Source organism: Rhodococcus sp. P14 (assembly GCF_000256505.1).
In the GTDB taxonomy this organism is placed as follows: domain Bacteria; phylum Actinomycetota; class Actinomycetes; order Mycobacteriales; family Mycobacteriaceae; genus Rhodococcus; species Rhodococcus ruber.
This window is the reverse complement of record NZ_AJFC01000326.1, coordinates 1-26,339: the sequence shown is the minus strand read 5'-3', so window position 1 is coordinate 26,339 and position 26,339 is coordinate 1. Positions and strand designations below refer to the sequence as shown.

The following is a 26,339-nucleotide window of genomic DNA, read 5'->3' as shown; positions in this document are numbered from 1 at the left end:
GGTGTGGGCCCCGCCGATGTTGCTGTCCCGCCTCGTGCTCGGAGTCCACTATCCGACGGACGTGCTGGCGGGGGCTGCGCTCGGCGCCGCGTCCGCCGCGGCCGTCGTGCGGGCCGAGAAGAAGTTTGGAGAGAGATGAGCGAGGAACCGGTAGCCGTCGCGGCACCTCCGAAGAATCTGGCCGAGGGCATCGTCAAGGCGGTCCGCCCCCGGCAGTGGGTGAAGAACGTGCTGGTGCTGGCGGCGCCGCTCGCGGCCGGCTCGGCGACCGAGGTGGACGTCCTGATCCCGGTCGCCCTGGCCTTCGTGGTGTTCTGCATGGCCGCCTCGGGCATCTACCTGGTCAACGACGCGATGGACGTCGAGGCCGACCGCGCCCACCCGACCAAGCGGTTCCGGCCGATCGCCGCCGGCGTGCTGCCGGTGAACCTGGCCTACGGCATGGCGGTGGTGCTGCTGGTCGGCTCGATCGGCCTGTCGTTCCTGGCGAACTGGCAGCTCGCGGTGGTGATGGCCGTCTACATCACCGTCCAGCTGGCCTACTGCTTCGGGCTCAAGCACCAGCCGGTGCTGGACATCGCCATCGTCTCGTCCGGGTTCCTCCTCCGCGCGATCGCCGGTGGTGTGGCCGCGGAGATCCTCCTGTCGCAGTGGTTCCTGCTGATCATGGCGTTCGGTTCGCTGTTCATGGCGGCGGGCAAGCGGTACGCGGAGCTGCGTCTCGCGGAGCGGACGGGCGCGAAGATCCGCAAGTCGCTCGAGTACTACACGGGCACCTACCTGCGGTTCGTGTGGACGTTGTCGGCGACGGCGGTCGTCATCTGCTACGGCCTGTGGGCGTTCGAACGCGACCAGGCCAACGACACCAACTGGTTCGCGATCTCGATGGTTCCGTTCGTGATCGCGATCCTGCGGTACGCGGTCGACGTGGACGGCGGGGAGGCCGGCGAACCGGAGGAGATCGCCCTGAAGGACCGGGTGCTGCAACTCCTCGCGGTGGCCTGGATCGGGGCGGTCGGCGGTGCTGTCTACCTCTTCTGACCTCGACGAGGATCTCGGCACCCCGGCCCGCCGGGCCCGGCCGGCCCGTCGGGACGGCATGCGGCCGTGGGTGCCGACCGCGGTGTTCTCCGGTGGAGTCGCGCTGGCGGCCCTGCTGATGTTCTGGGGCGCGTGGGAGCGCCGCTGGATCGCCGACGACGGCCTCATCGTGCTGCGCACCGTGCGCAATCTGCTGGCCGGCAACGGCCCGGTGTTCAACGCCGGCGACCGCGTGGAGGCGAACACGTCCACCCTGTGGACGTATCTCGTGTACGCGATGGGCTGGCTCACCGGGGTGCGGCTCGAGTACGTGGTCCTGGCCACGGCGCTCGTGCTGTCGACCGCGGCGGTGGTGCTGGCGATGCTCGGCACGGGCCGGCTGTACCGGTGGCGGCTGCGGGGCGGCGGCGGCGCCACCTTCCTGCTGGTGCCCGCCGGCATGTTCGTCTACATCGCGGTGCCCCCGGCGCGGGACTTCGCCACCTCCGGCCTCGAGAGCGGGCTGGTGATCTGCTGGATCGCCCTGTTGTGGCTGCTGCTCGTGCGGTGGGCGACGGCGCCGGGGACCCCGTCGGCGCCGTCGGTGCTGGCGACGGCGTTCGTGGCCGGCCTCGGCCCGCTCGTGCGTCCCGAACTGGCACTTCTCGCGCTTCCGGCCCTGCTCATGCTCTTCCTCGCCGCGGGCCTCACGTGGCGGGTGCGGATCGCGATGGTGGCGGTGGCCGGTGCCGTGCCGGTGGCCTATCAGATCTGGCGGATGGGCTACTACGGGCTGCCCTACCCGAACACTGCGGTGGCCAAGGATGCGGGCGGCGCGAAGTGGTCGCAGGGCTTCGAGTATCTCGGGAACCTGGTGAGCCCGTACCTGTTGTGGCTGCCGTTGCTGTTGCTGCTGCTCGGTGCCGCGCTCGCGTGGCGCGACCGGACACCGCTCGCACCGGGTGCGTCGAAACGTGAAATCCGTCACACGGAAGCCTCGTTCGCGGTCCGCGCGCAGCGGGCGTTGCGCACTCCGTCCGCCGTGGTCGTCTTCATGCTCGGCGCCGGGGTGTTGCTCACGCTCTACGCCCTTCGTGTCGGCGGTGATTTCATGCACGGCCGGGTGCTGCTACCGCCGCTGTTCTGTCTGCTCGTTCCCGTCGCCGTGATTCCGTTGCGTGTTCCCACCGAGATCGGCCGCACTCGCACGACGGCCGTCGCGGGTGCGGCAGGCGCGTTGTGGCTCGGTGTGGTGGTGTGGTCGGCGATCGCGGCGAACACCACCGGAATGCCCGAGGGGGCGGTGGTGGGCCGTTCCGGGATCGTCGACGAGCGGGCGTTCTACGCCCTCAACACCGGCCATCTGCATCCCGTCCGGGCCGAGGACTACCTCGACTATCCGCGCATGCGGGCGATGGTCGAGGCGATCTCGAACACCCCCGACGGCGGCCTGCTGCTGCCGACACCGTCGTTCGACGCCTGGGACGTCGTCCCGCCGCCGGAACCGGTACCGCCGGGCGGTGCCGGCCACACCGTGTACTTCCTCAACCTCGGCATGACCAGCATGAACGTCGGGCTCGACGTGCAGGTGCTCGATCAGATGGGGCTCGCATACCCGTTGGCGGCGCACACCGAGCGGCTCGAGGACGGGCGCATCGGGCACGACAAGCTGCTCTACTCCGACTGGGTCGTCGCCGACACGGGGATGGTGGATGTGCACCCGTGGCTGCCCGCCTACCTGGACGAGGACTGGGTGGCGCAGGCGCAGGTGGCGCTGACGTGTCCGCAGACGCAGGAACTGCTCGCGTCCTCCCGCGCGGAATTGACCTGGCCGCTGTTCAAGCGAAATCTTCGCAATTCGTTCGAATATGCGGACTATCGACTCGACCGGGTGCCGAAATACGAGATCCAGCGCTGCGGCCTCGAGCTTCCGCCCCCACGTGACGGGGGCTGAACGCGGGCGTCCGGGCTGCGAATCACACCGGCGTCGTTTCGTTCCGGGCGGCCCGGAGTAGACCGCCGGAATTATCTCGGTATGATCACAGCCGATAACGGACGAGTAACGCATCGGCAGTGTGGGCCGATATCGAAGCCGACACACGGTTCGTCGACCTGGGTTACCAAGGGTTTGTCAGAGCCCACGGTGTCCTTTACAGTCTTGACCGCAGTGTGACTTGTGACGGCCCGCTCGGTCGTCGCCGCCGGTATCCGACGGGGGACGCGCACGCGGACGCCGCAGATCGAGAAAGAGAGCATTGTTCATGCGTTTTGTCCCGAGGTTGTCGCAGCGCCTCCGCAGGCGCGTGCTCGGCGTGGGCGCCGCAGCCCTCGTTCTGCCGGTTGCCGCCGGCGTCGCCGGAAGCACCGCCGCGCTCGCCGCTCCCGCAGCCGCCACCCCGATCTCGCACCGGGCACCGGCCGGTGGGTTCGAGGAAGTCTTCGTCGACTCCGACATGGGCCCGATCAAGGTGCAGATCCAGTGGGCCGCCCGCGGCGGTGACGCGGCGCTGTACCTGCTCGACGGCCTGCGCGCCCGGGACGACGCGAACGCGTGGAGCTTCGAGACCAACGCGCGCGACCAGTTCGCCAACGACAACGTCACCCTGGTGATGCCGGTCGGCGGCCAGTCGAGCTTCTACACCGACTGGTACGCGCCCAGCAACCTCAACGGCCAGGACGTCACCTACAAGTGGGAGACGTTCCTGACCGAGAACCTGCCGGACTACCTCGCCACCCGCGGCGTCTCCCGCAGCAACAACGGCATCCTGGGCCTGTCGATGGGCGGTAGCGCCGCGCTGACCCTGGCCGCCTACCACCGCGACCAGTTCAAGTTCGCGTCGTCGCTCTCCGGATACCTGAACCTGTCGGCTCCCGGCATGCGTGAGGCCATCCGCGTCGCGATGCTCGACGCCGGCCGCTTCAACGTCGACTCCATGTGGGGCCCGCCGTGGAGCCCGGCCTGGCTGCGCAACGATCCGTTCGTGTTCGCGCCGAAGCTCGCCGGCCTGTCGATGTACATCTCGGCGGCCAGCGGCCTGCCCGGTCAGCACGACAACCCGCAGGGCCTGGTGGGTGTCTACAACACCGCCAACGCCATGGGCCTCGAGGCGCTCGCCCTCGCCCAGACCCGTGCCTTCCAGATCAAGCTGGCCACCCTCGGCATCCAGGCCCGCTTCGACTTCCCGGCGCGCGGCACGCACTCCTGGAAGTACTGGGAAGAGGAGCTGTGGAAGGCTCGTCCCCAGATCCTCGAGGCACTGAACGCCTACTGATCGCGCCGAACCACCCGGCACACACTGACGGTCCGCATGCCGCCCCACGACCCGAGAGGGACGAGGGGCGGCATGCGCCGTTTCCCGGATAGTTGACAAAAACCCCGGACAGTTGACAAAAACCCCGGACAGTTGACAAAAACCCCGGATAGTTGACAAAAACCACAGCCGTCACAGCGCGGCACCCCCACCCGGCGCCCGTTCACGTGTAGAAACAGTCTTCGAGACGCGGGGCCCGGTCGCCCGTCGACGCCCCAGCAACGCAGAAAGTGAGCGATGCCGATGCGAACTGTGCTTGGCGGACGTCGAACCGTGCGCGCCCGGCAGCCGGTGCCGCCCGCACGACGGAGCCGGCGGGTCCTCGGGGCGGTCGCCGCAGCCCTCGTCGCCCCGCTCGTCGCCGGAACCCTCGCCGTCGGTGCCGCGTACGCGGTGCCGGTGGACCGCAGCGAGCCCACCGCCGCGCAGGCCCCGTCCGGGGTGACGGTGCAGCGGGTGGACTGGCTGACCGACCGGCGCGTGGCCCTGTGGGTGAACTCGCCGGCGATGGGCACGCCCATCCAGGTGCAGTTGCTGCTGGCCCGGGACTGGAACATCGAACCGGAAGCGCGGTTCCCCGCCGTCTACATGCTCGACGGCCTGCGCGCCCGCGACGACGAGAACGGCTGGACGATCGAGACGGACGCCGAGGCCTTCTTCGCGGACAAGAACGTCAACGTCGTGCTGCCGGTGGGCGGACAGTCCAGCTTCTACGCCGACTGGGTGGACCAGAACAACGGGCGCAACTACCAGTGGGAGACGTTCCTCACCAAGGAACTTCCCCCGATCCTCGAGGGCAACTGGCGCACCACGAAGGAGCGCGGCGTCGTCGGCCTGTCGATGGGCGGCACCGCCGCGATGTTCCTGCCTGCGCGCAACCCCGGCTTCTTCAAGTTCGCGGGGTCGCTCTCCGGCATCCTGACCACCACGACCCTCGGCATGCCGCAGGCGATCCAGTACGCGATGCAGGACGCCGGCGGCTTCGACTCGTCGGCCATGTGGGGTACCCCCGGCGGCGAGCAGTGGGCCGCCCACGATCCCTACCTGCTCGCGGACAAGCTCGAGGGCGTGAGCCTGTACGTCTCGAGCGGCAGCGGCAGCACCGGACCGTACGACCAGCCGTCGGGTGTCCCGGGCGTGAGCACGAACTATGCCGGCATGGGCCTCGAGATCCTGTCGCGGCTCACCTCGCAGGCGTTCGCCACCAAACTGAACAAGGTCGGCATCCCCGCGCAGGTGGTCTACCGGCCGTCGGGCACCCATTCGTGGCCGTACTGGGAATTCGAGCTGCACCAGCTGTGGCCGCAGCTCGCCAACGCCCTCGGCGTGGAGGTCACGAAGCCGAACTGCAGCGCATCCGGCGCGATCGGCGACGCCGCCGCCCCGTGGATCGGCGACTGCCTCACACCGGAGTACGCCGTCGCGGGCGGGCGCGTCCAGGACTTCCGCTTCGGCCGGATCTTCTCCTCCACCGAGGGCGGCGCCCGCCCGGTGGCGGGTGCCGTCGGCGGGGCCTACCAGGCCGCCGGGGGGCCGGCCGGTCCGCTCGGCTACCCGACCACCGAGGAACGTGGCACCCCCGACGGCCGCGGCCGGTTCAACCACTTCCAGCACGGCTCGATCTACTGGACCCCGCAGACCGGGGCGCACGCCGTGCGCGGCGCCATCCGTGACGAGTGGGCGCGCCGGGGCTGGGAGGGCGGTCCGCTCGGCTACCCGGGGGCCGACGAGGTGGCCACCCCGAACAAGCCCGGAGGGGTGCAGGGCTTCGAGATCGGCGCCCTCTACTGGACCGAGCCGCTCGGCGCCCACGCCGTGCAGGGGATGATCATGGGCAAGTACGCCGAACTCGGCTACGAGAACAGCTGGCTCGGATTCCCGAAGACCAGCGAGATCCCCGTCAAGGACGGCGGCCGGTTCAACGAGTTCGAGGGCGGCAACATCTACTGGAGTCCGCTCAGCGGCGCCTGGTCCGTTCGGACCGGGCCTGTGTTCGACGCATGGAAGAGCGCCGGATACGAGAACGGTCGCCTCGGTTTCCCCGTCGGCGACGAGTTCCCCATCCCCGGCGGTGTCCAGCAGAACTTCCAGGGTGGATTCGTCACGGTGGTCGACAACGTGGCCACCGTCCGCCCCTAGGATCGTCACCCGCAGTTCCGGTGCCGCCGCGGCGGCCCGCAACCACCGGATCGGGCGGTGACCGCGACGCACGGGTCGCGGTCACCGCCCGGTTCGCATCTGTAGCCTGGGCACTGCCCATTTCCGACGATTGGATGCGAGGACACCACCACATGCCTGCACGGACCCGTTCGAGCCTGACCCGCGTCCTGGGCGCCGGCGCCGCGGCGCTCGCCGCCACCGCCCTCCTGGGCGCCTGCGGAAGCGACGATTCCACGGCGACGAACACCCCGTCGACGTCCGTGTCGGCGACCACCTCGACATCCGCCGCCGAGACCACCGCCGCCAAGGCGACGACGACCGCTCCCGAGGGCGCGGCCACCACCAGTCCGGGCGAGGCCGCCACCGCACCCCCGGCGCAGCCGGAGACCGAACCCGGATTCCCGGGCCCGGCCGAGGTGCCGGTGGACGACCGCGGCCAGGCGTTCCTGGACGGGTTGCGCGAGCGGGGCGTGGAACCCGCCGCCGACGGCAGTATCGCCATCAACACGGCCAACTACATCTGCGCCGCGACCGCACAGGGCAGCTCGCCCGAGGAGATCAAGACGATCGTCACCGCCGCAGTGGGCAGCGAGGCCACGGCCGCCGGCAAGGAGATCTCCGACGCCGACGCCGCGACGACCGCCGACGTCTACATCACCGTCGCCCGCGACACCTTCTGCTAGGAGCAGCAACCATGACGGCCCGAGCGAAGCAACGACGCCGGAGGCGGGGAATCCTCGTACTCGGGATCCTGGTCGTCCTGGCGGCCGTGCTCGCGATGTGGTACATCCTCGCGGGCCGGCTCCCGGTGCCGGGGCCGCCGGGGCCGCTCGGGCCCGAGAAGCCCCAGGCGCAGCCGGCCTCGTGCCCCGACGTCCAGGTGGTGGCGGTGCCGGGCACGTGGGAGTCGGCCGCCTGGGACGATCCGTACAACCCGACGTTCAATCCGCTCTCGCTGATGCTGAACGTCACGCGTCCGCTGCAGGAGCGCTTCGACGCGCAGCGTGCCGATGTGTACACCGTTCCGTACGTGGCCCAGTTCTCGAATCCGGTGGCGCTCCCGCCGGACGGTCAGCAGTCCTACAACAACAGCCGCACGGCCGGCACCGCGGCGACCGAGGACATCCTCGAGCGACGGTTCGCCGAGTGCCCGCTGACCAATTACGTGCTGACCGGATTCTCGCAGGGCGCGGTCATCGCGGGTGACGTCGCGTCGCGCATCGGTGCCGGTGACGGGCCTGTTCCGGCGGACCGCGTGCTCGGGGTGGCGCTCATCGCCGACGGCCGTCGCGATCCGGGGACGGTCGAGACGATCGGGCCGCCCGTCGCGGGTGTCGGCGCCGAGCTGTCGCTGAACGGATTGCGTCTGCCGGGGATCACCATGACCGGCGCGCGGCCGGGTGGATTCGGCGAGCTCGAGGACAAGGTGGTGGACATCTGTGCACCGACGGACGGGATCTGCGACGCCCCGCCGAATGCGCTCAATCCCGGCAACTGGCTCGCCAGCGCGCCGCGGTTGCTCGAGTACATGAACAACCCCGTGCACGCGCTGTACAACACCTTCGTCGTGGACGATTCGGGTACGACGGCGACGCAGTGGGTGGCGAACTGGGCGAGCGAGAAGATCGAGGAGGCGCCGACCCCTCCCGAGGAGTGATCACTCCTCGTTGTTACCGGCCGGTAGTGTCGGGGATCACCACCCGATACACTCACTGGTCGGTCGGCGCTTAGACTCGACCTTCGGTCACGACCCGGGAAGTCCTTCCGGGGCGTGACGCGCGACCACTGCCACACGAGAAGAGGTTCGATGAGCGCCACCGACGGCTCGGCTGTCACGCAACCGCGGAAGTTCCGTTTCGCCGCGGGTGGCGAGGGCAATGCCGAGGAGGGCGGTGCCCGGCGCTTCGTCGAGCTGGCGCGCAAGGCCGAGGAACTCGGCTACGACAGCTTCATGATCCCGGACCACCTGGGCAACCAGGTCGGACCCATGGCCGCTCTCGGTGCGCTCGCTGTCGCCACCGACAAGATCCGCCTCGGCACCGCCGTCCTCGCGAACGGCTTCCGGCATCCCGCGATCCTGGCCAAGGACGCCGCGACCGTCGACGTCCTCTCGGGCGGCCGGCTCGAGCTCGGGATCGGCGCAGGGTGGATGAAGGAGGAGTTCGACAAGGCGGGCATCGCCTACGAACGTCCCGGCGTCCGGATCGAGAAGCTCGAGGAGACCCTGCAGATCCTGGACGTGCTCCTGCGCGGCCGGGAATGCAACTTCGAGGGCAAGCACTACCGCATCGACGGCCTCAAGGGCAGTCCGCGTCCGCGGCAGGGCCCGCGCCCGCCCATCGCGGTCGGCGGCGGGGGACCGAAGATGCTCGCCCTGGCGGCGAAGTACGCCGACATCATCTCGGTGGCCACGCCCACGAATCGGGACGGCCGTTTGTTGCTGTCGGGGATCACGATGGGCAAGACTGTGGAGCGGGTGGACGTGATCCGTCGCGCAGCGGGGGATCGGTTCGATGACATCGAGCTGAACTGGACCATCACGATGATTCTCGTCACGGATGATCGGGAGCAGACTGCCGAGATGGCACTGGCTGCTCTCGACCAGGGCTTCCCCCCGAACATCGAGGTGGACGTCCGGCTCACCGTGGACGAGATCCTCGAATCGCCGTATCTCGCAATCGGTTCCTACGAGGAGATCGCCGAGCAGATCCGTAACGTGCGGGCGAAGACAGGGATGTCCTATGTGGGGGTCTTCCCCACTCAGATGGAGGCGTTCGCACCGGTGATTCCGCTGTTGGCGGGGGAATGACCGATGCGGATCTGTAACATAATCGTGATTTCGGATCGATGGACAGATTCGTGAGACGCACGGCCGGATGCTGTTGAGCTGTACAGGTACGACGATCCGCTAGCGCGAGGACAAGGACGGGGCGCAACCATGTCGAGTGGTTGTGGGATCGCTTCGACAGGGAGAAGGAATGAGCGTCGGGTTCGAAGAGTTCATCGATGAGAACGGACAGATCGTGTTGCCCGACGGCAACACTCTGCTCGACCACCTCGAGCAGCATTTCGCCGAGAACGGCGACGATCTTGCGTACCGTTACATCGATTACTCGCGGGAACGTGACGGTGAGGTCCACGAGCTGACCTGGCAGCAGTTCGGGGTCCGCCTGCGCGCGATCGCGGCCCGGCTGCAGCAGGTCACCGAGCCCGGCGACCGCGTCGCCATCCTCGCCCCGCAGGGCCTGGACTACGTCGTCTCCTTCTTCGCGGCCATCTATGCCGGCACCATCGCCGTCCCGCTGTTCGACCCCGACGAGCCGGGCCACACCGACCGGTTGCATGCCGTCCTCGGCGACTGCACGCCCAGCGCCATCCTCACCGCCACCACCTCCGCGGCCGGGGTCCGGCAGTTCTTCCGGCCGCTGCCCGCCGCGCAGCGCCCCCGCATCATCGCGGTCGACGCGATTCCCGACACCGTCGCCGAGTCGTGGACGCGACCCCGGATCGGCACCGACGACATCGCCTACCTGCAGTACACCTCCGGATCGACCCGGGTGCCCGCGGGCGTCGAGATCACCCACCGCGGTGTCCTCACCAACTGCATCCAGATGGCCGACTCCATCGAACTCAACGAGGGTTCGCGTGGTGTGACGTGGCTGCCGCTGTTCCACGACATGGGCCTGCTCACGATCATCCTGCCGGCGATCGGCGGCAAGTACATCACCATCATGAGCCCCCGCGCCTTCGTGCAGCGGCCGGGCCGGTGGATCAAGGAACTCGCTGCGGTCTCCGACGGCGCCGGCACGTTCGCCGCGGCGCCGAACTTCGCGTTCGAGCACGCGGCCGCGCGAGGACTGCCGAAGCCGGGTGAGACCCTCGACCTGAGCAACGTGATCGGCCTGATCAACGGCAGCGAGCCGGTGACCACCTCCTCGATGCGCAAGTTCAACGAGGCATTCGCGCCGTACGGCCTGCCGAAGACCGCGATCAAGCCGTCGTACGGCATGGCGGAGGCGACGCTGTTCGTCTCGTCCACCCGGCACACCGACGAGGCCAAGGTCATCTACGTCGACCGCGACCAGCTGGGCGCCGGCCGCATCGTCAAGGTCGACAAGGAGGCGCCGAACGCCATCGCGCAGGTCTCCTGCGGTTACGTCGCGCGCAGCCAGTGGGCCGCGATCGTCGACGCGGAGACCGCCGCCGAGGTGCCGGACGGGCACGTCGGGGAGATCTGGCTGCACGGCGAGAACATCGGCATCGGGTACTGGGGACGAACTCAGGAGACCGCGGAGACCTTCCACAACACGATCGCCGACCGCCTGACCGACGGCAGTCACGCCGAGGGCACGCCTGCCGACGCGCACTGGCTGCGCACCGGCGACTACGGCGTGTACGTCGACGGCGAGCTGTACATCACCGGCCGCGTCAAGGACCTGGTCATCGTGGACGGGCGTAACCACTACCCGCAGGACCTGGAGTTCTCGGCGCAGGAGGCCAGCTCCGCGCTGCGTCCCGGCTTCGTCGCCGCCTTCGCCGTGCCGGCCAACCAGCTGCCGCAGGTGGTGTTCGAGAACTCGCACTCGGGCCTGCAGTTCGACGCCGACGATGCCTCGGAGCAGCTGGTCATCGTCGCCGAGCGTGCGCCGGGCGCGGGCAAGGCGGATCCGCAGCCGGTCGCGGATACCGTGCGGGCGGCGATCTCGGCGCGGCACGGCGTGACCGCACGCGACGTCCTGCTCGTTCCGGCCGGGTCTATTCCGCGCACGTCGAGCGGCAAGATAGCGCGTCGCGCGTGCAAGGCCGCGTACATCGAGGGAACCCTGCGCGGCGGTTACACGCAGCAGGCCTTCCCCGATAGCGTTTAAACATTGTTCTCTTTCCCGGGTAGCGTGGTGGGTTGATGGCTGACACTGAAATGACCGTCGCGCAGCTGCGCGAATGGCTGCGGAACTGGATCGCCGAGGCCACCGGGCAACCGGTGGCACAGATCTCCGACGATCGTCCGATGGAGGAGTTCGGTCTCTCGTCCCGCGACGCCGTCGCGCTCAGCGGCGAGATCGAGGAACTGCTCGGCGTCACCCTCACCGCGACGATCGCCTACCAGCACCCCACCATCGCGTCGCTGGCCACGCGCATCATCGAGGGCGAGCCCGAGCTCCCGGAGGGTGACGACAGCGCCTTCTACGCCGCCGGTCCGGCCGGCCGGGCACACGACATCGCGATCGTCGGTCTCGCCACCCGGCTGCCCGGGCACGTGAGCACCCCCGCCGAGATGTGGGAGCTGCTCGCGCAGGGCCGCGACGGGATCACCGACCTCCCCGAGGGACGGTGGTCCGAGTTCGCCGACGACCCGCAGATCTCGTCCGCCATCGCCGCGGCCAACACCCGCGGCGGGTACCTCGACGACGTCAAGGGCTTCGACGCCGAGTTCTTCGCGATGTCGCCGCGCGAGGTCGAGATGGTCGACCCGCAGCAGCGCCTCGCTCTGGAACTCACCTGGGAGGCGCTCGAGCACGCCCACATTCCGGCCAGCGACCTCAAGGGCCGCCCGGTCGGTGTGTTCATCGGCAGCTCCGCCAACGACTACCAGCTCCTCGCGGTGAGCGACCCGTCCGCCGCGCATCCGTACGCGCTGACCGGCACGGCGACGTCCATCGTCGCCAACCGGGTCTCGTACTTCTTCGACTTCCGCGGCCCGTCCGTCGCCCTGGACACCGCATGCTCGTCGTCGCTCGTGGCCGTGCACCAGGCGGTGCGGGCCCTGCGCGACGGCGACGCCGACGTGGCGCTGGCGGGCGGCGTGAACATGCTCGTCGCGCCGGCCGCGACACTCGGCTTCGACCAGCTCGGCGTGCAGGCCCCCGACGGCCGCATCAAGGCCTTCTCGGCCGACGCCGACGGCATGGTCCGCGCCGAGGGCGGTGGCCTCGTCGTGCTGAAGCGGCTCGAGGACGCCGAGCGGGACGGCGACACCGTGCTCGCCGTCATCGCCGGTTCCGCCGTCAACCAGGACGGCCGCTCCAACGGGCTGGCGGCACCGAACCCCGAGGCCCAGGTCGACGTGTTGCGCCGCGCCTATCGGGACGCGCGCATCCTGCCGTCCGGCGTCGACTACATCGAGGCCCACGGCACCGGCACCGTGCTCGGCGATCCGATCGAGGCGGACGCCCTCGGCCGGGTCGTTGGCCGCGGCCGCGACGCCGACAAGCCGGCGCTGCTCGGTTCGGCGAAGACCAACTTCGGCCACCTCGAGGCGGCCGCCGGCGCGGCGGGCCTGATCAAGGTGGTCCTCGCGATGCAGGAGAACCACCTGCCGGCGACGCTGAACTACACGGCGCCGAACCCGTACATCCCGTTCGAGCAGGCCCGCCTGAAGGTCATCCCCGAGGGCGCCGAGTGGCCGCGCTACACCGGCAAGGCGATCGCCGGCGTCTCCGGGTTCGGCTTCGGCGGCACCAACGCCCATGTCGTGGTCCGCGAGTACACCGGCCCCGAAGCGGCGCCGGCCGGGCCGGACGAGGCGCCCGTGGCAGAGCCGAGCGAAGGTGTCGTTCCGTCGGCTGAAGGAGCTGAGGGGCACATTCGCTCGGACGAGAACGCCGAGCGCCCGGTGCTGCTCGCGGTGTCCGCGGCGATGCCGTCGCGCCGTCGCCGGGCCGCCGCCGACCTCGCCGACTGGCTCGAGACGGAGGCGGGCAGCACCACGCCGCTCGCCGACGTCGCCCGCACCCTTTCCCGCCGCAACCACGGCCGCTCGCGCGCCGTCGTGATCGCGACGACCCGCGCCGAGGCCATCGCCGGGCTGCGCGCCGTCGCCGCCGGAAAGCCCGCCCAGGGCGTGTTCTCCGCCGACGCCCCCGCCGCCAACGGGCCGGTGTGGGTGCTGTCCGGGTTCGGATCGCAGCACCGCAAGATGGCCAAGCAGCTGTACCTCGAGAACGCGCTGTTCGCGGCGGCCGTCGACGAGATCGACGAGCTGATCGAGGACGAGGCCGGCTACTCCATGAAGGAGAAGTTCCTCGACGACGCCCAGGACTACGACGTCGAGACCTCGCAGGTCGGCATCTTCACCATCCAGGTCGCCCTCGCGAAGCTGCTGCGTCACCACGGCGCCGAGCCGTCCGCCGTCGTCGGCCACTCCATGGGTGAGGCCGCCGCGGCATACATCTCGGGTGGGCTGTCGCTCGAGGACGCCGTCCGCGTCATCTGCGCGCGCTCGCGCCTGATGGGCGAGGCCGAGGCGCTGCTCGAGGGCGACGACATCCGGCTCATGGCGCTCGTCGAGTACAGCGCCGCGGAGATCGAGCAGGTCCTCACCGACTACCCGCACCTCGAGGTCTGCGTCTACGCGGCGCCGACGCACACCGTCATCGGCGGCCCGCAGGACGAGGTCAACGCGATCGTCGCGCGGGCGGAGTCGGAGGAGAAGCTCGCCCGCGTGCTGCAGACCAAGGGCGCCAGCCACACCTCGCAGGTGGATCCGCTCCTCGGCGAGCTCGCCGCCGAACTCGCCGGCATCGAGCCGCACCGGTTGAAGGTCGACGTGTACTCGTCGGTCGACCAGGACACCCACTACCGCGCCGGGCACGAGGGCATCCACCAGGTCGAGTACTGGACCAAGGGTCTGCGGCACAGCGTCTACTTCACCAATGCGGTCAAGCTGGCCGTCACCGACGGGCACACCACCTTCGTCGAGCTGGCCCCCAATCCGGTCGCGCTGATGTCCGTGGCCGCGACGGCGTACGCGGCCGGGGTCATCGACACCCAGCTGATCCAGACCCTCAAGCGCAAGGAGGACGAGCCGCTGGGCGTGCTCACCGCCCTCGCGCAGCTGTACGTGCACGGCCACACCGTGGACCTGCACAGCCTGCTCCCGGCCGGCGCGTACGCCGACCTGCCGCGGACGGTGTTCCTGCGCAAGCCGTTCTGGCTCGAGACCCGCATCGGGACCGGCGGCAGTGCCCGCGTGCCCGGCGCGCACGTCGCGCTGCCCGACGGCCGGCACGTGTGGGAGGTGCGCGCCGACGCGGTCACCGACCTCGGTGAACTCGCCGTCGCCGCCGCGTCGCAGGTGCTCGCCGACGTCACCCTCACCGCGTCCGTGCCGTACGGTGACGTCCCCGCCACCGGCACCCTCACCACCACGCTGACCCGGCACCTCGGCGGCGCGTCGCTGCACGTGCACGGCCGGGACGCGGCGGACGGCGAGTTCCGGTTGCTGTTCGATGCGGTCGTCGCCTCCGGTGACGCGCTGCCGGCCCCGACGCCCGCGCCGGCCGAGCGCTCCACCGGGCCGGTCGAGACGCTGTCCGAGGTGGTGGAGAGCTTCGGCGACAAGTGGAATCCGAACGGGTCGCAGACCCTCGAGGATCGGCTGGCGCTGATCGTCGCCGAATCGATGGGGTACGCGCCCGAGGATCTGCCCGTCGAGATTCCGCTGATCGAGCTGGGGCTGGACTCGCTCATGGCGGTGCGGATCAAGAACCGCGTCGAGTACGAGTTCGACATCCCGCAGCTGCAGCTCGCCGCGGTGAAGGACGCCAGCCTGCGCGACGTCGCGAAGTACCTGCGGTACGCCGTGGAGAACCGCGAGGAGGTCGCCGCGCTCGCCGCCCAGCAGGCCGCCGACCGCGACACCGCCGCTCGGGAGGACGCGTCGCTCGAGCTGCCTGCGGTCTCGCCGGTGGAGGACACCGGGGTGGTGCACGAGGCGGAGGCGATCCTCGAGGCCGCAGAGGCCGCAGAGGCAGGCAAGAGCGGTGAGACCGCTGCGAGCACCGAAGCGGACAAGGCCACCGACGTCACCGACCGGCAGGCGGTCGCGGAGGCATCCGGCACCGACGTGCCGCCGCGCGACGCCGCCGAGCGGCTCACGTTCGCGACGTGGGCCGTGATCACCGGGCAGTCGGCGAAGGGCATCTTCAACACCCTGCCGATCCTCGACGACGAGACGGCCGAACGCCTCGCCGCCCGGCTGACCGAGCGGGCGAACGGCGAGATCACCGTGGACGACGTGCTCGACGCCGAGACCATCGAGCAGCTCGCCGAGAGCGTGCGCCGGCACCTCGAATCGGCGGATCGCATCGACGGGCTCGTCCGTACGCTGCGCCCGCGGCCCGAGGGCTCGGACGCCGTGCCGGTGTTCGTGTTCCACCCCGCCGGCGGATCCACCGTCGTGTACGAGCCGCTCCTGCGCCGGTTGCCCGAGGGCACCCCGATGTACGGCTTCGAACGCACCGAGGGCCCGATCGAGCAGCGTGCCCAGGAGTACCTCCCGCAGATCAAGGAGATCCAGGGCGACGGTCCGTATGTGCTGTACGGCTGGTCGCTGGGCGGTGTGCTCGCCTACGCGGTCGCCCGGCTGCTGCGCGCGGAGGGCAAGGACGTGCGGCTCGTCGGCCTCATCGACACGGTGATGGCCGGGCAGAAGGTCGAGGACACCCCCGAGGAGATCACCGCCCGCTGGCAGCGGTACGCGCAGTTCGCGAAGAAGACCTACGGGGTCGACGCTCCGCTGCCGTACGACAAGCTCGCCGCGACGGACGACGAGGGCCAGGTGCGCATCCTCATGGACCTGCTCAAGATGAGCGGCACGAGGATCCCCGGCGGCATCATCGAGCACCAGCGCACGTCGTGGCTGGACAACCGGGCCATCCAGACGGCGAAGCTCGAGCCGTACGACGGCGACGTGGTGCTGTACATGGCGGACCGCTACCACGACGACGCCATCGAACTCGAGCCCGCATTCGGGACCAGGCAGCCCGACGGTGGCTGGGGTGAGTCGGTCCGTAATCTGGAGGTCATCCGTGTCGGCGGCGATCACCTCCAGGTGGTCGACGAGCCGTACATCGGGAAGGTGGGGGCCGACCTGACACGCAAGCTGGCCGACATCGAGGCCACGAGGAGCTGATCGAGTAGTGACCACGACGACGGCCGAGAAGCTGGCCGAGCTGCGCAAGAATCTCGAGATCGCCAAGGAGCCGGCCGGGGAGGCCGCGGTGGCCAAACGCGCCGCCAAGGGCATCCCCAGTGCGCGACAGCGCATCGACATGCTGCTCGACCCGGGCAGCTTCGTCGAGATCGGGGCGCTCATGAAGACGCCCGGCCGTGACGACGCGCTCTACGGTGACGGCGTCGTCGTCGGTCACGGCACCGTCGACGGCCGGCCCGTCGCGGTGTTCTCGCACGATCAGACCGTGTTCGGTGGCAGCGTCGGCGAGATGTTCGGCCGCAAGGTCGCCGCGATCCTCGACTTCGCGCTGAAGATCGGCTGCCCGGTGGTCGGCATCAACGACTCCGGCGGTGCCCGGGTGCAGGACGCGGTGACGTCGCTGGCGTGGTACGCGGAACTGGGCAAGCGGCACGAGCCGCTGTCGGGGTTGTGCCCGCAGGTGTCGATCATCCTGGGCAAGTGCGCCGGGGGTGCCGTGTACGCGCCCATCAACACCGACGTGGTCGTCGCCACCGAAGAGGCGTACATGTTCGTCACGGGCCCGGACGTCATCAAGTCCGTCACCGGGGAGGACGTCAGCCTCGACGAACTCGGCAGCGCCCGTAAGCAGGCCGAGTACGGCAACGTGCACCACGTCGCGCCGGACGAGAAGGCCGCGTTCGAGTGGGCCCGCAAGTACCTGAGCTACATGCCGTCGAACGCGCAGGAGAAGCCCCCGGTGATCAATCCGGGCCTCGAACCGGAGATCACGCCGGACGATCTCGAGCTCGACACGTTCATGCCCGACGCCGACAACTCCGGCTACGACATGCACGACGTCCTGCTCAAGATCTTCGACGACGGCGACTTCTTCGAGATCCGCTCGCAGGTCGCCCCGAACATCATCACCGGCTTCGCCCGCGTCGACGGCCGGCCCGTCGGGGTGGTGGCGAACCAGCCGCTGTACCTGTCCGGGGCGCTCGACGCGGCGAGTTCGGACAAGGCCGCGCATTTCGTGCGGGTGTGCGACGCGTACGACATTCCGCTGGTGTTCGTCGTCGACACCCCCGGCTTCCTGCCGGGTGTGGAGCAGGAGAAGATCGGGGTCATCAAGCGCGGCGGCCGGTTCCTGTTCTCGTTCGTCGAGGCGTCGGTGCCGAAGGTGACCGTGGTGGTACGCAAGTCCTACGGCGGTGGCTACGCGGTGATGGGCTCCAAGCAGCTCGGCGCGGATGTGAACTTCGCGTGGCCCACGGCGCGGATCGCGGTGATGGGCGCCGAGAGTGCGGTAGCGGTCATCGGCCGTCGCCAGATCGAGGCGGCCGGCGAGAACGCTCCGGCGGTCCGTCAGCAGCTGATCAACTTCTACAACGAGCACATCGCGACGCCGTACATCGCGGCCGAGCGCGGCTACATCGATGCGGTGATCGAGCCGCACAAGACGCGTCTGGAGATCCGCAAGGCGCTGACGTTGCTGCGCGACAAGAAGGTGTTCAAGAATCCGCGCAAGCATCACTTGCTTCCGCTCTAGCCCTTCTGGTGGGCCGAATGTCACATTGCGTCGATCGTATCGACGCAATGTGACATTCGGTTCGCCTCGCGGGGCTACCGAACCCGCACGTCGGGTCGTGGACGTTCGAGACCCTGCCGGTAGGCCGCCGCAAGATCGGCGAGCACGATCGCCGGTTCGTGCCGGATCTGTCTGGGCAGATGGGTGACGACGATGATCCCGTGCCGCTGCATGACCGCCCGGCGCCGCATCGTTGCCTCGTGGTCTCTTGCGCTGAGATGATGTGCGAACGAGTCGATCTCCCACGCCAGTGCCACGGCATCGAGCCAGCCGTCCGGACGGGCGATCCAAGTTCCGTTCGAGTCCTCGACCTCCCGGTTGTGCACCATCGGGGGAAGACCCGAGGTGGAGTACAGCTTCTGGGCCTCGATCTCGGCGACCGAATGCGCGTCGTCGACCAGCTCCTGGATCACCTTGCGGGGCACTGCGGTTCCCCGACTGCTGCCGTCTGCGAGTTCGCGTGCCAGGTGGTCCACGGTGACATCGCCGCGTTGGAGTGCGGCGGCGAACAAGGCGCGGCAGTCGTCCGTTCGTGACGTCCGCCGTCCGGCATCGAGCAGGCTGCGCGCGACGGGTGCGATCCGCAGTGTGCCCTTGCGTACGGGTTCGGGTACACGCCAACTACGTTCGACGGTGACGAACGAGAAGTTCCTGCGATGCCGATTCTGCGGGATGAGTAGCAGGATGTCGCTCTTCGTCGCCGAGGGGGCGTATCCGTGCACGCCGAGCGCGGCGTGGCCCGAGATGACGGCCTCGTCGCCTCCGTACATCTGCGCTGCCGTCTGTCTGTGCAGTTGCGTGAGCGGGCCGCTGTGCAGCGCAACGACACCGGGCAGAATCCGTTGCCACGGACCACCCTTCCGGCAACGACCGGAGATGGTGCTGCTGCTCATCCCGCATCCCAACAGTGTCGAGGTGCGGATGATGCCGTTGACACTCAGCCCGACGAGCTGTTCGACGTCGTCCCCCCACGTTCCGCGTCTCATGCCGCCCATGATCACCGGGAAATGCCGCGCTCGAGGGGTGCAACGGGAGGGTGGGCGAAATCTGTGGATGAACGGTGAGGTTGTGGACTACCCGTCGCGGGCGGACCGAGGCGGACCGACGGACGGACCGAATGTCACATGGGTTCGATGCAATCGAAGCGATGTGACATTCGGTCCGGACGGTCAGGGGACGACCCAGGTCCCGACTCCCGGCAGGTACGTGAAGCCGTTCGGGACGGTGACGGTGGCGACGATTCGGCCGGAGCCGGTCTCGGCGCGGGGCGTACCGGTCATTCCTCCGCCGAGCACCGGCCGGGACGGGAGTTCGTTGGTTCCGCTGGCCCCGGTGGTGATGTTGGTCCAGGAGATCTTGCAGTAGCACCACATGCTGCCGCCGAACCAGCTGATGCCGGGCTCGTCGGGGTCGACGCGCACCGTGACCGCCTCGTTCACCAAGGCTCCGCCGTAACCGAACGAGCCGGACTCGCCCGATCCGATGACACGCGTGAGCGTGGTGGCATTTTCGGGAGCGGCGACGGCTACCGGGGCAGTCGCCACTCCGGCGCCGAGAACCGCGGCGGTAACCGCCGCGAGTCCGAATGCACGCTTCTTCGACATACAGTTCCTTCCGTAGCCGGCCCACCCCCGCTGGCCCGATGAACAGTTCGCGATCGAGCAGAATCGAACATTCGTGACATCGCGCCCGAAACGGACGACGTTACCGGCGGCGCGACTGGCCGAATGTCACATTCGGTCGATGGAGCCGAACCGGTGTGACATTCGGTCCGGAAGGCGCGAGAGGACCGCATGCGACGGCAGCGGGTGGCCTACTCGTACACGCGCAGCGTGCCCGGGTTCCACAGCCCGGAGCGGGTGACCGTCTCGGTCTGCGGCTCGGCCGGCACCGCGTCCGGGTAGAACCGCACGTACCGCTCGAGCGAGCCCCAGTCGCGGGCCCAGTCGTCCTTCAGGTACGTGGGGATCTGCTCGGGGCGCGCGAGGGCCTCGGTGAAGCCCAGCGGTCCGCCGTTGTCCGCGGACTGCCACGTGTCGGTGGAGGACACGGCCAGGGGTCGGTCCGGCAGGATGCGGTAGTTCGGCATCTCGGCGATGCCGTAGCGGTGGTCGAACGGACGCTGGCACGGGAACTGCAGGCCCACCGCCCAGTCGAGCAGCACCGGCTGCTCCGAGCCGACCACGGTGTCGAGCGTCTCGAGTTTCGGCACGCGCGGCGGTGTGAACGCCAGCCACTGGTCGCCCGTGAGGTTGGGGTCGTTGGCGACGATGCGGACGGCGTCGGTGTCGGCGGGCAGCTCCGACAGCGGGATGCGCAGGTTCCGCCACGACGGCGCGGGCCCGATGTCGCGCGGCAGGTAGGTGCCCTGCGGTTCGACGGTGCCGTCGGGCAGGCGCCTGCCGTACTCGACAAGCAGCGACTGGCCGTAGGTGGTGGCGCCGGTGTCGTCGACGGACCAGATGCGACCGGCCGCCGAGATGACGACGAGCGGCGCGTCGTCGGTGCGCTCGGGTAACCCGTACCAGCTCGACGTGAGCAACGCCGGTTCCTGCACGCCCTCCTGGTAGCTGCCGAGCACGGGGGTCACGGCCGGGTCGAGGCCGAACGGCAGCTTGGCGTCCGAGCCGTTGACGGTGCGCGCCCCGGTGCCGCCGGTGGTGCCGCCGCCGGCGCCGGTCTCGAACGTCGGCCCGACGCTCTGGTTGTCGGTGTTGCCCTGGCCGGGCTTGACCTCGACGTAGTCGGCCGTGAGGTCCGACGGGATGCCGTTGGGATCGAAGCCCACGGGTTCGGCTCCGGCGAGGGCGTCGCCGCCGCGGGGTGGGTTGTCCGGGTCGACGATGGGCGCGAGCCGACCGGAGTTCGGGTCCGATTCGACGAGGACGTCGTCGGCCAGCCCGCACGTCTGGCCGGCGAGCGCGCCGACGTTGGACCGGGCGAGCGAATACGCCGGATACTGCGATACCGCGCCCTTGAGCAGCGACAGCACCTCGAAGAGCACCATCGCTCCGGCGACGACGGTCAGGGGCGCCGCGGCGAACTTGCGGATCCGGCGGCCCTTGCGGGTCGTGGGTCTGGGTTGCGGCGGCGCGTAGCCCTCCCGCAGGTACTGCCACGCGACGAGCCCGAGGGCGAGCCCGAAGAGGATCAGGAACAGCGAACTGGACTGGTTGCCCTTGAAGGAGACGGTCTTGTCGAACCACGGGATGCCGTAACTCGACACGTACCACCAGCCGTTGATGCCCGCGAACGACACGGCCAGCACGAACAGCAGTCCGGCGAGGAAGATCGTGCGGTTGCGCCGCGACCGCAGCGCGCTCGCGGAGACGACGACCGCGGTGAGGGCCGCGAGGGACCCCGCGATGCCCGCGTACGCCCCGAAGTGGTGGGTCCACTTCGTGGGGTTGAACATCATGAAGAAGATCGTGCCGAAGACGATGCCGATCAGCCGCCACGACGGTCCCGTCGCGACGCCGGGGATCCGGCGCCGGCGCAGCAGCACCAGCAGCGACGTGAACAGGCACAGCAGCATGACGAGGAACGCGAACCGGCGGGCGAGCGAGCCGTCGACGGTCTGCACGAACAGGTAGTAGTAGCGGAGGAAGTCGTTCCACCACTCCTCGTTCGGGCCGATGATCGTGCGCACGCGGGTGGCCTCGAGCACGGCGGCGAGGGTCTGGTCGGAGAACACGACGACGAGCACGAGGGTGCCGGCGGCGGCGATCGGGGCGAGCAGCGGCAGCGTCCCGACCTCGCGGTGGCGGCGCACCACGATGCGGGTCATGGGCCGGATGCCGGCGAGCAGGGCGGCGACGCACATCAGGCCGGTGGGGGCGGCGGCGAGGGTGAACGCGCCGATCACCACCGCCGTCGCGGCCGGCAACAGCCGACCCGTGGCGATCGCCCGTTCGATCGAGCACCAGGTCAGCAGGGCGCCGAGCGCGACGATCGGCTCGGGGCGCAGGCCGTTGTTGTAGGGCAGCCAGAAGGCGAGGAACACCAGGCCGCCGGTCCACAGCGCGACGGTGTTGTGCCGGACGGCGCGGCCGAGGCGGGGCACCACCTCGCGGCTGATCACCATCCAGCAGGTGATGCCGGCGAGCAGGGCGGGCAGCCGCATCCAGACGCTGGCGGTGGAGACCTCGGCGAACGCGGCGAGCACGTCGTAGTACCAGCCGAAGGGGGCCTCGGGGACGCCGAACCAGCGGAAGTAGTTGGCCATGTAGCCCGAGTGCTCGGAGACCCGGGCCATGGTCAGCAGGTAGCCGTCGTCGGAGGTGTTCGCCCCGAAGAAGTGCCACCCGAGGAGTGTGCCGACGACGACCGCGTCGACGCCGGTGAACTTCCACCAGTGCGACGGCAGGAAGCGGCGATGCCCCCGGCCGTCGGTGCCGTCGAGTTTGGCGAGCGCACCGATCGCCAGCGCGGTCGACAGGGCCGCCAGGATCATCGCGAGGAGCTTGACCACCGTCGGCGACGACGAGAACCGGGAGTCGACGTCGACGGTCACCGACATGCCGGGCACCGTGGTGTCCAGGTCGCTGAACACGCCGACGACGAGGGGGCGCAGGTCGCCGGTCAGCTCACCGGCGCGCGGGTTGCCGTTCTCGTCGCTCAGGCCGACGAACTCCGCGGTCGTGCGGTCGACGTCGGAGAAGATGCTGATCTCGGTGCACGCGGCGGATTCGACGTCGCTGCGCGGGGCGGTGGCCACGACGACGTTGCGGTCGAGAACGTCCACGTTCTCGGCGCCCACCCGCACGAACATCGCGTTGAGTGCGGCGCCCTCACCGCTCGGTGGTGCGGTCGCGAGGAGCATGCCACCGCCGGGCGGCATGCTCGCGACGGCGGTGCACGGCACGGTCGCGCTCAGCTGCAGCGGCACCTGCGACATGAGCGGCACCTCGACCGGCCCGGTCGAGCCGTTCTGCGGCCAGGTGACGGTGGCTTCGGTGACCTTGACGGGCAGGAACGGGGTCGCGACGGCGAGGAGCACACCGAGCAGGCCCGCCACCGTGGCGACGAGCCGGGCGGTGCGGTACTGCGCCCGCAGATCCCGGGCAACCGGCGGCCGGGGCACGGCTGCGGAGGGGGCGGGAACTGTGGTCACGTCGTCGGGCACGATTGTCGATGGTATCGGGCGCAGATGAGCGGACGCACCGTCCCTACCGACGCGTAGGACCTCATTCACGCATTACGGGCACACCGTCGCGGATCGGGCCGGGTGTCCACCAGCCCCAGCGGACGACGTCCTCGGTGGTGATCTCGGCAGTCCTCGCGCTCGGATCGATGGGTGAGTATCGCTCCAGCGAGCCCCAGTCGCGGTCCCAGTCGTGGTTCAGATAGGTGGGAACGGTCTCGGCGGTGAGCAGCAGCGGTATCCAGCCGAGCGGGCCGCCACCGATGTCGTCCTGCCAGCCGTTGGTGGAGTCGGCCCCGACCCGGTCGGGCAGGATCCGGAACTCGGGGACCTCGGCGACACCGTAGCGATGGTCGAACGGACGCTGGCAGGGGAACGCCAACCCCACCGACCAGTCGAGCAGGACCGGTGCCGTGGAGCCGACGACGGTGTTCAGGGTCTCGAGGCGCGGCATCCGCGGCGGCGTGACCGCCACCCACTGGTCGGGGGCCAGGTTGCCGTCGGTCACCACCAGGCGGACGGTGTCGGCGTCGGCGGGGATCCGGTCGCCCGGCACCCGCAGGTTGCGCCACGACGGAGACGGTCCGATGTCGATGGGCGCGACGCGGGCCAGCGGCTCGACGCTCGAACCGTCGCCGGTCCGGCCGAACTCGAGCAGCACGTCCGCACCGGGGGTGAGGACGCCGTCGGGGTCGACGTAGTGCACGCGGCCGGCGACGGTGACCACCAGCAGCGGCGTGGCGTCGGTGCGGTCGGGCAGCGCATACCAGCCGGACTCGAGCACGGCTTCCTGCTGCGCGCCGGCGCGGTAGCTGCCGAGCACGGGGGTGCGGGCGGGGTCCAGGCCGAACGGCAGCGCGACGGTGCTGTCGTTGATGCCGGCGGCACCGCGGCCGCCGCCGGTGCCGGCGCCCGTGGAGGTGGTGGTGCCGCCCTCCTCGGTGTCGACCGTGTTGGCGCCGCCCGTGGTGGAGATCTCCTCGTCGGCGGTGAGGTCGAGGGCGACGCCGTTCGGGGTGAAGCCGTCGGCGGTGCCGGCGCCGAGGGCCCCGGCGACGTCGCCGTCGACGGGGGCCAGCGCGGTGGCGTTCGGGTCGGTCTCGACGAGGACGTCGTCGGCGAGTCCGCAGCTGCCGCCGGTCAGGGCGGCGGCGTTGGACCGGGCGATCGAGTACGCCGGGTACTGCGCGACCGCGCCCTTGACGAGCGAGAGCACCTCGAACAGGACGACGCCCGCGGCGACGACGGTCAGCGGCGCCGAGGCGATCGCCTTCACGCGGCCGTTGCGGTCGGGTCTCGGGGTGGCGAACGGTTCGCGCAGATGGAACCAGGCGGCGACGCCCAGCGCGACGAGGGCCAGCGCCAGCAGGCCGGTGGAGAAGGCGCGTCCGGAGATCGACGGCGGCTTGTCCCACCAGGGAATCCCGTAGCTCGAGACGTACCACCAGCCGTTGGAGCCGGTGAATGCCAGCGCCAACACGAACAGCACCCCGGCGGTGAAGAGCGCGCGGTTGCGGGCCGAGCGGATGCCGACGGCGCCGACCCCGACCGCGGCGAGTGCGGCGACGGATCCGGCCAGTCCGGCGTACACGCCGAAGTGGTGGGTCCACTTGGTCGGGGTGAGCATCATCAGCAGCAGGGACGCGAAGACGATGCCGAGGATGCGGCGCGACGGCCCGAGGGCCGTGCCGGGGATGCGGCCCTTGCGCAGGATCAGCATCACGCACACGACCAGGCACAGCAGCATGACGAACACGCCGAACCGGCGGCTGAGGGATCCGTCGGGGGAGACGGTCAGCAGGGCGTCCCAGCGCAGCCGTTCGTCGAACCACGGCACGTTGGGTCCGACCGCCGAGCGCACCCGGGTCGCCTCGAGCACCGACGCGAGGGTCTGGTCGGCGAAGACGACGACGAGGACGACGGTGCCCGCGGCGAGGATGGCGGCGAGGGGCGGGACCACCCCGACGAGCCGGCGGCGGCCGACCAGCCGGACGAGGACGGGCCGCGCCCCGGCGACGAGCGCGGCGACCGCGATGAGTCCCGTGGGTCCGGCGGCGAGGGAGAAAGCGGCGAGCAGCACGGCGATCGCGGCGGGCAGCATGCGGCCGGTGGCGACGGCGCGTTCGATCGAGCACCAGGTGAGCAGGGCGCCGAGCGCGATGACGGGCTCGGGGCGCAGGCCGTTGTCGTACGGCAGCCAGAAGGCGAGGAACACCAGCCCCGCGGTCCACAGCGCGATGCGGTTGCGGCGGACGGCGACACCGAGCCGGGGAATGACCTCGCGGCTGATGACCATCCAGCAGGCGATCGCGGCGAGCAGGGCGGGCAGCCGCATCCACACGCTGGCGGTGGAGATCTTCGCGAGCAGGACGAGCACGTCGTAGTACCAGCCGAACGGGGCCTCGGGGACACCGAACCACCGGTAGTAGTTGGCCATGTAGCCGGCCTCGTCGGAGGCGCGGGCCATGGTGAGGATGTAGCCGTCGTCGGAGGTATTGGCGCCGATGACGTGCCACAGCAGCAGTGTGCCCACGACGACCGCGTCCACCGCGGTGAACCGCCACCAGTGGGCGGGCAGGATCCGGCGGGCGCGGCGGTTGTCGACGCCGTCGAGGCGGTGCAGCGCCACGAGTGACAGCAGGGTCGCGAGGATGCACACGAGCATCGCGACGAACTTGACCAGCGTCGGGGTGGAGGTGAACCGCGAGTCGAGGGCGGCACGGACGGACAGCCGCTCGGCGTCCGGGCCGGAGGTGAGGGCCTGCGCCGATCCCTGCAGGTCGGAGTAGACGCCGACCATCTGCGGCCGATGATCGCCGTCGAGCGTGGCGATGTGGTGCCCGTCGTCGTGTTGCCCGAGGCCGACGATCTCGGCGGCGGTGCGGTCGGCGTTGGTGGCGACGGTGACGGCTGTGCAGCGGTGCTCGTCGTCGATCGGTGCCGACACGACCACCGAGTTGCGCAGCACCACCTCCATGGCGGCGGGCCCACCGTCGGTGCCGGGGACCGTGCGGATCACGAGGGCGTTCTCGGTGGCGTCGGGGGCGTCCGGCGGCACGGTCGAGATCAGGGTGCCACCCTCGTCGCCGAGCAGCGGGAAGGCCGAGCAAGGCACGCTCGCGCGCAGTTCGAGGGGGGCGTAGGAGACGAGGGGCGCCTCGATGTTGGTCAGGTCGCTGCCCTGCGGCCAGCTGACGGTGG

Annotated in this window: 15 protein-coding genes; 11 read left to right on the top strand and 4 right to left on the bottom strand. The window is 70.0% G+C overall.

Translation table 11 applies throughout. The annotated features are described in order from the left end of the window. The 11 genes from OEY_RS30050 to OEY_RS0123365 all read left to right on the top strand — a co-directional run. On the top strand, positions 1-139 hold a 139-nt coding region (locus OEY_RS30050; protein WP_083847047.1), incomplete at its 5' end, for a phosphatase PAP2 family protein. Then, a complete protein-coding gene (locus tag OEY_RS0123410; RefSeq protein ID WP_010596191.1) occupies positions 136-1,041 on the top strand; it encodes a decaprenyl-phosphate phosphoribosyltransferase in 906 nt (301 codons plus the stop codon). The genes OEY_RS30050 and OEY_RS0123410, both read left to right, overlap by 4 nt. 58 nt (positions 1,042-1,099) lie before the next feature. Continuing rightward, entirely contained in the window at positions 1,100-2,974 is a 1,875-nt protein-coding gene (gene zomB / locus OEY_RS0123405) for a flagellar motor control protein ZomB (protein WP_010596190.1), read from the top strand. 307 nt (positions 2,975-3,281) lie between these two features. Then, on the top strand, positions 3,282-4,292 hold the full coding sequence (locus OEY_RS0123400; protein WP_029540191.1) for an alpha/beta hydrolase: 1,011 nt from the start codon (positions 3,282-3,284) through the stop codon (positions 4,290-4,292). Positions 4,293-4,574: 282 nt separating this feature from the next. Then, the gene (locus OEY_RS0123395; protein WP_272942273.1) at positions 4,575-6,470 is read left to right on the top strand and encodes an alpha/beta hydrolase-fold protein; all 1,896 of its coding nucleotides are present in this window, start codon (positions 4,575-4,577) and stop codon (positions 6,468-6,470) included. Positions 6,471-6,622: 152 nt separating this feature from the next. Further along, positions 6,623-7,174, top strand: a complete 552-nt coding sequence (locus tag OEY_RS0123390; protein WP_010596188.1) for a DUF732 domain-containing protein — start codon at positions 6,623-6,625, stop codon at positions 7,172-7,174. Between the two features lie 11 nt (positions 7,175-7,185). Continuing rightward, positions 7,186-8,148, top strand: coding sequence for a cutinase family protein (locus OEY_RS0123385; RefSeq protein ID WP_003937156.1), 963 nt, complete (start codon positions 7,186-7,188; stop codon positions 8,146-8,148). Positions 8,149-8,298: 150 nt separating this feature from the next. Next, positions 8,299-9,300, top strand: a complete 1,002-nt coding sequence (locus OEY_RS0123380) for an LLM class F420-dependent oxidoreductase (protein ID WP_003937155.1) — start codon at positions 8,299-8,301, stop codon at positions 9,298-9,300. Positions 9,301-9,469: 169 nt separating this feature from the next. Then, positions 9,470-11,359, top strand: a complete 1,890-nt coding sequence (gene fadD32, locus OEY_RS0123375; RefSeq protein ID WP_010596187.1) for a long-chain-fatty-acid--AMP ligase FadD32 — start codon at positions 9,470-9,472, stop codon at positions 11,357-11,359. Positions 11,360-11,409: 50 nt separating this feature from the next. Further along, positions 11,410-16,404, top strand: a complete 4,995-nt coding sequence (pks13, locus tag OEY_RS0123370; protein ID WP_010596186.1) for a polyketide synthase Pks13 — start codon at positions 11,410-11,412, stop codon at positions 16,402-16,404. 7 nt (positions 16,405-16,411) lie between these two features. After that, entirely contained in the window at positions 16,412-17,956 is a 1,545-nt protein-coding gene (locus OEY_RS0123365) for an acyl-CoA carboxylase subunit beta (protein WP_010596185.1), read from the top strand. Between the two features lie 74 nt (positions 17,957-18,030). Here OEY_RS0123365 and OEY_RS0123360 read toward each other — a convergent pair whose 3' ends face one another. The 4 genes from OEY_RS0123360 to OEY_RS0123345 form a co-directional block, all read right to left on the bottom strand. Then, entirely contained in the window at positions 18,031-18,981 is a 951-nt protein-coding gene (locus OEY_RS0123360; protein ID WP_029540190.1) for a hypothetical protein, read from the bottom strand. A gap of 183 nt (positions 18,982-19,164) precedes the next feature. Then, positions 19,165-19,599 carry a hypothetical protein gene (locus OEY_RS0123355; RefSeq protein ID WP_010596183.1) on the bottom strand — a complete coding sequence of 145 codons (435 nt, stop codon included), beginning with the start codon at positions 19,597-19,599 and terminating at the stop codon, positions 19,165-19,167. Between the two features lie 209 nt (positions 19,600-19,808). Further along, positions 19,809-23,120 (bottom strand): arabinosyltransferase domain-containing protein, encoded by a 3,312-nt coding sequence (locus tag OEY_RS0123350; protein WP_010596182.1) that lies wholly within the window; start codon positions 23,118-23,120, stop codon positions 19,809-19,811. A 61-nt stretch (positions 23,121-23,181) separates the two neighbouring features. Further along, a partial coding sequence (locus OEY_RS0123345) for an arabinosyltransferase domain-containing protein (protein ID WP_010596181.1) occupies positions 23,182-26,339 on the bottom strand: 3,158 nt, incomplete at its 5' end.

Excerpts from the sequence above, each read along its gene's own strand:
- OEY_RS0123385 (WP_003937156.1), top strand. The coding sequence starts at position 7,186 with ATGACGGCCCGAGCGAAGCAACGACGCCGGAGGCGGGGAATCCTCGTA.
- OEY_RS0123355 (WP_010596183.1), bottom strand. The coding sequence starts at position 19,599 with ATGTCGAAGAAGCGTGCATTCGGACTCGCGGCGGTTACCGCCGCGGTT.
- zomB (WP_010596190.1), top strand. The coding sequence starts at position 1,100 with ATGCGGCCGTGGGTGCCGACCGCGGTGTTCTCCGGTGGAGTCGCGCTG.
- fadD32 (WP_010596187.1), top strand. The coding sequence starts at position 9,470 with ATGAGCGTCGGGTTCGAAGAGTTCATCGATGAGAACGGACAGATCGTG.
- OEY_RS0123390 (WP_010596188.1), top strand. The coding sequence starts at position 6,623 with ATGCCTGCACGGACCCGTTCGAGCCTGACCCGCGTCCTGGGCGCCGGC.
- OEY_RS0123410 (WP_010596191.1), top strand. The coding sequence starts at position 136 with ATGAGCGAGGAACCGGTAGCCGTCGCGGCACCTCCGAAGAATCTGGCC.
- OEY_RS0123360 (WP_029540190.1), bottom strand. The coding sequence starts at position 18,981 with ATGAGACGCGGAACGTGGGGGGACGACGTCGAACAGCTCGTCGGGCTG.
- OEY_RS0123395 (WP_272942273.1), top strand. The coding sequence starts at position 4,575 with ATGCGAACTGTGCTTGGCGGACGTCGAACCGTGCGCGCCCGGCAGCCG.
- OEY_RS0123400 (WP_029540191.1), top strand. The coding sequence starts at position 3,282 with ATGCGTTTTGTCCCGAGGTTGTCGCAGCGCCTCCGCAGGCGCGTGCTC.
- pks13 (WP_010596186.1), top strand. The coding sequence starts at position 11,410 with ATGACCGTCGCGCAGCTGCGCGAATGGCTGCGGAACTGGATCGCCGAG.
- OEY_RS0123380 (WP_003937155.1), top strand. The coding sequence starts at position 8,299 with ATGAGCGCCACCGACGGCTCGGCTGTCACGCAACCGCGGAAGTTCCGT.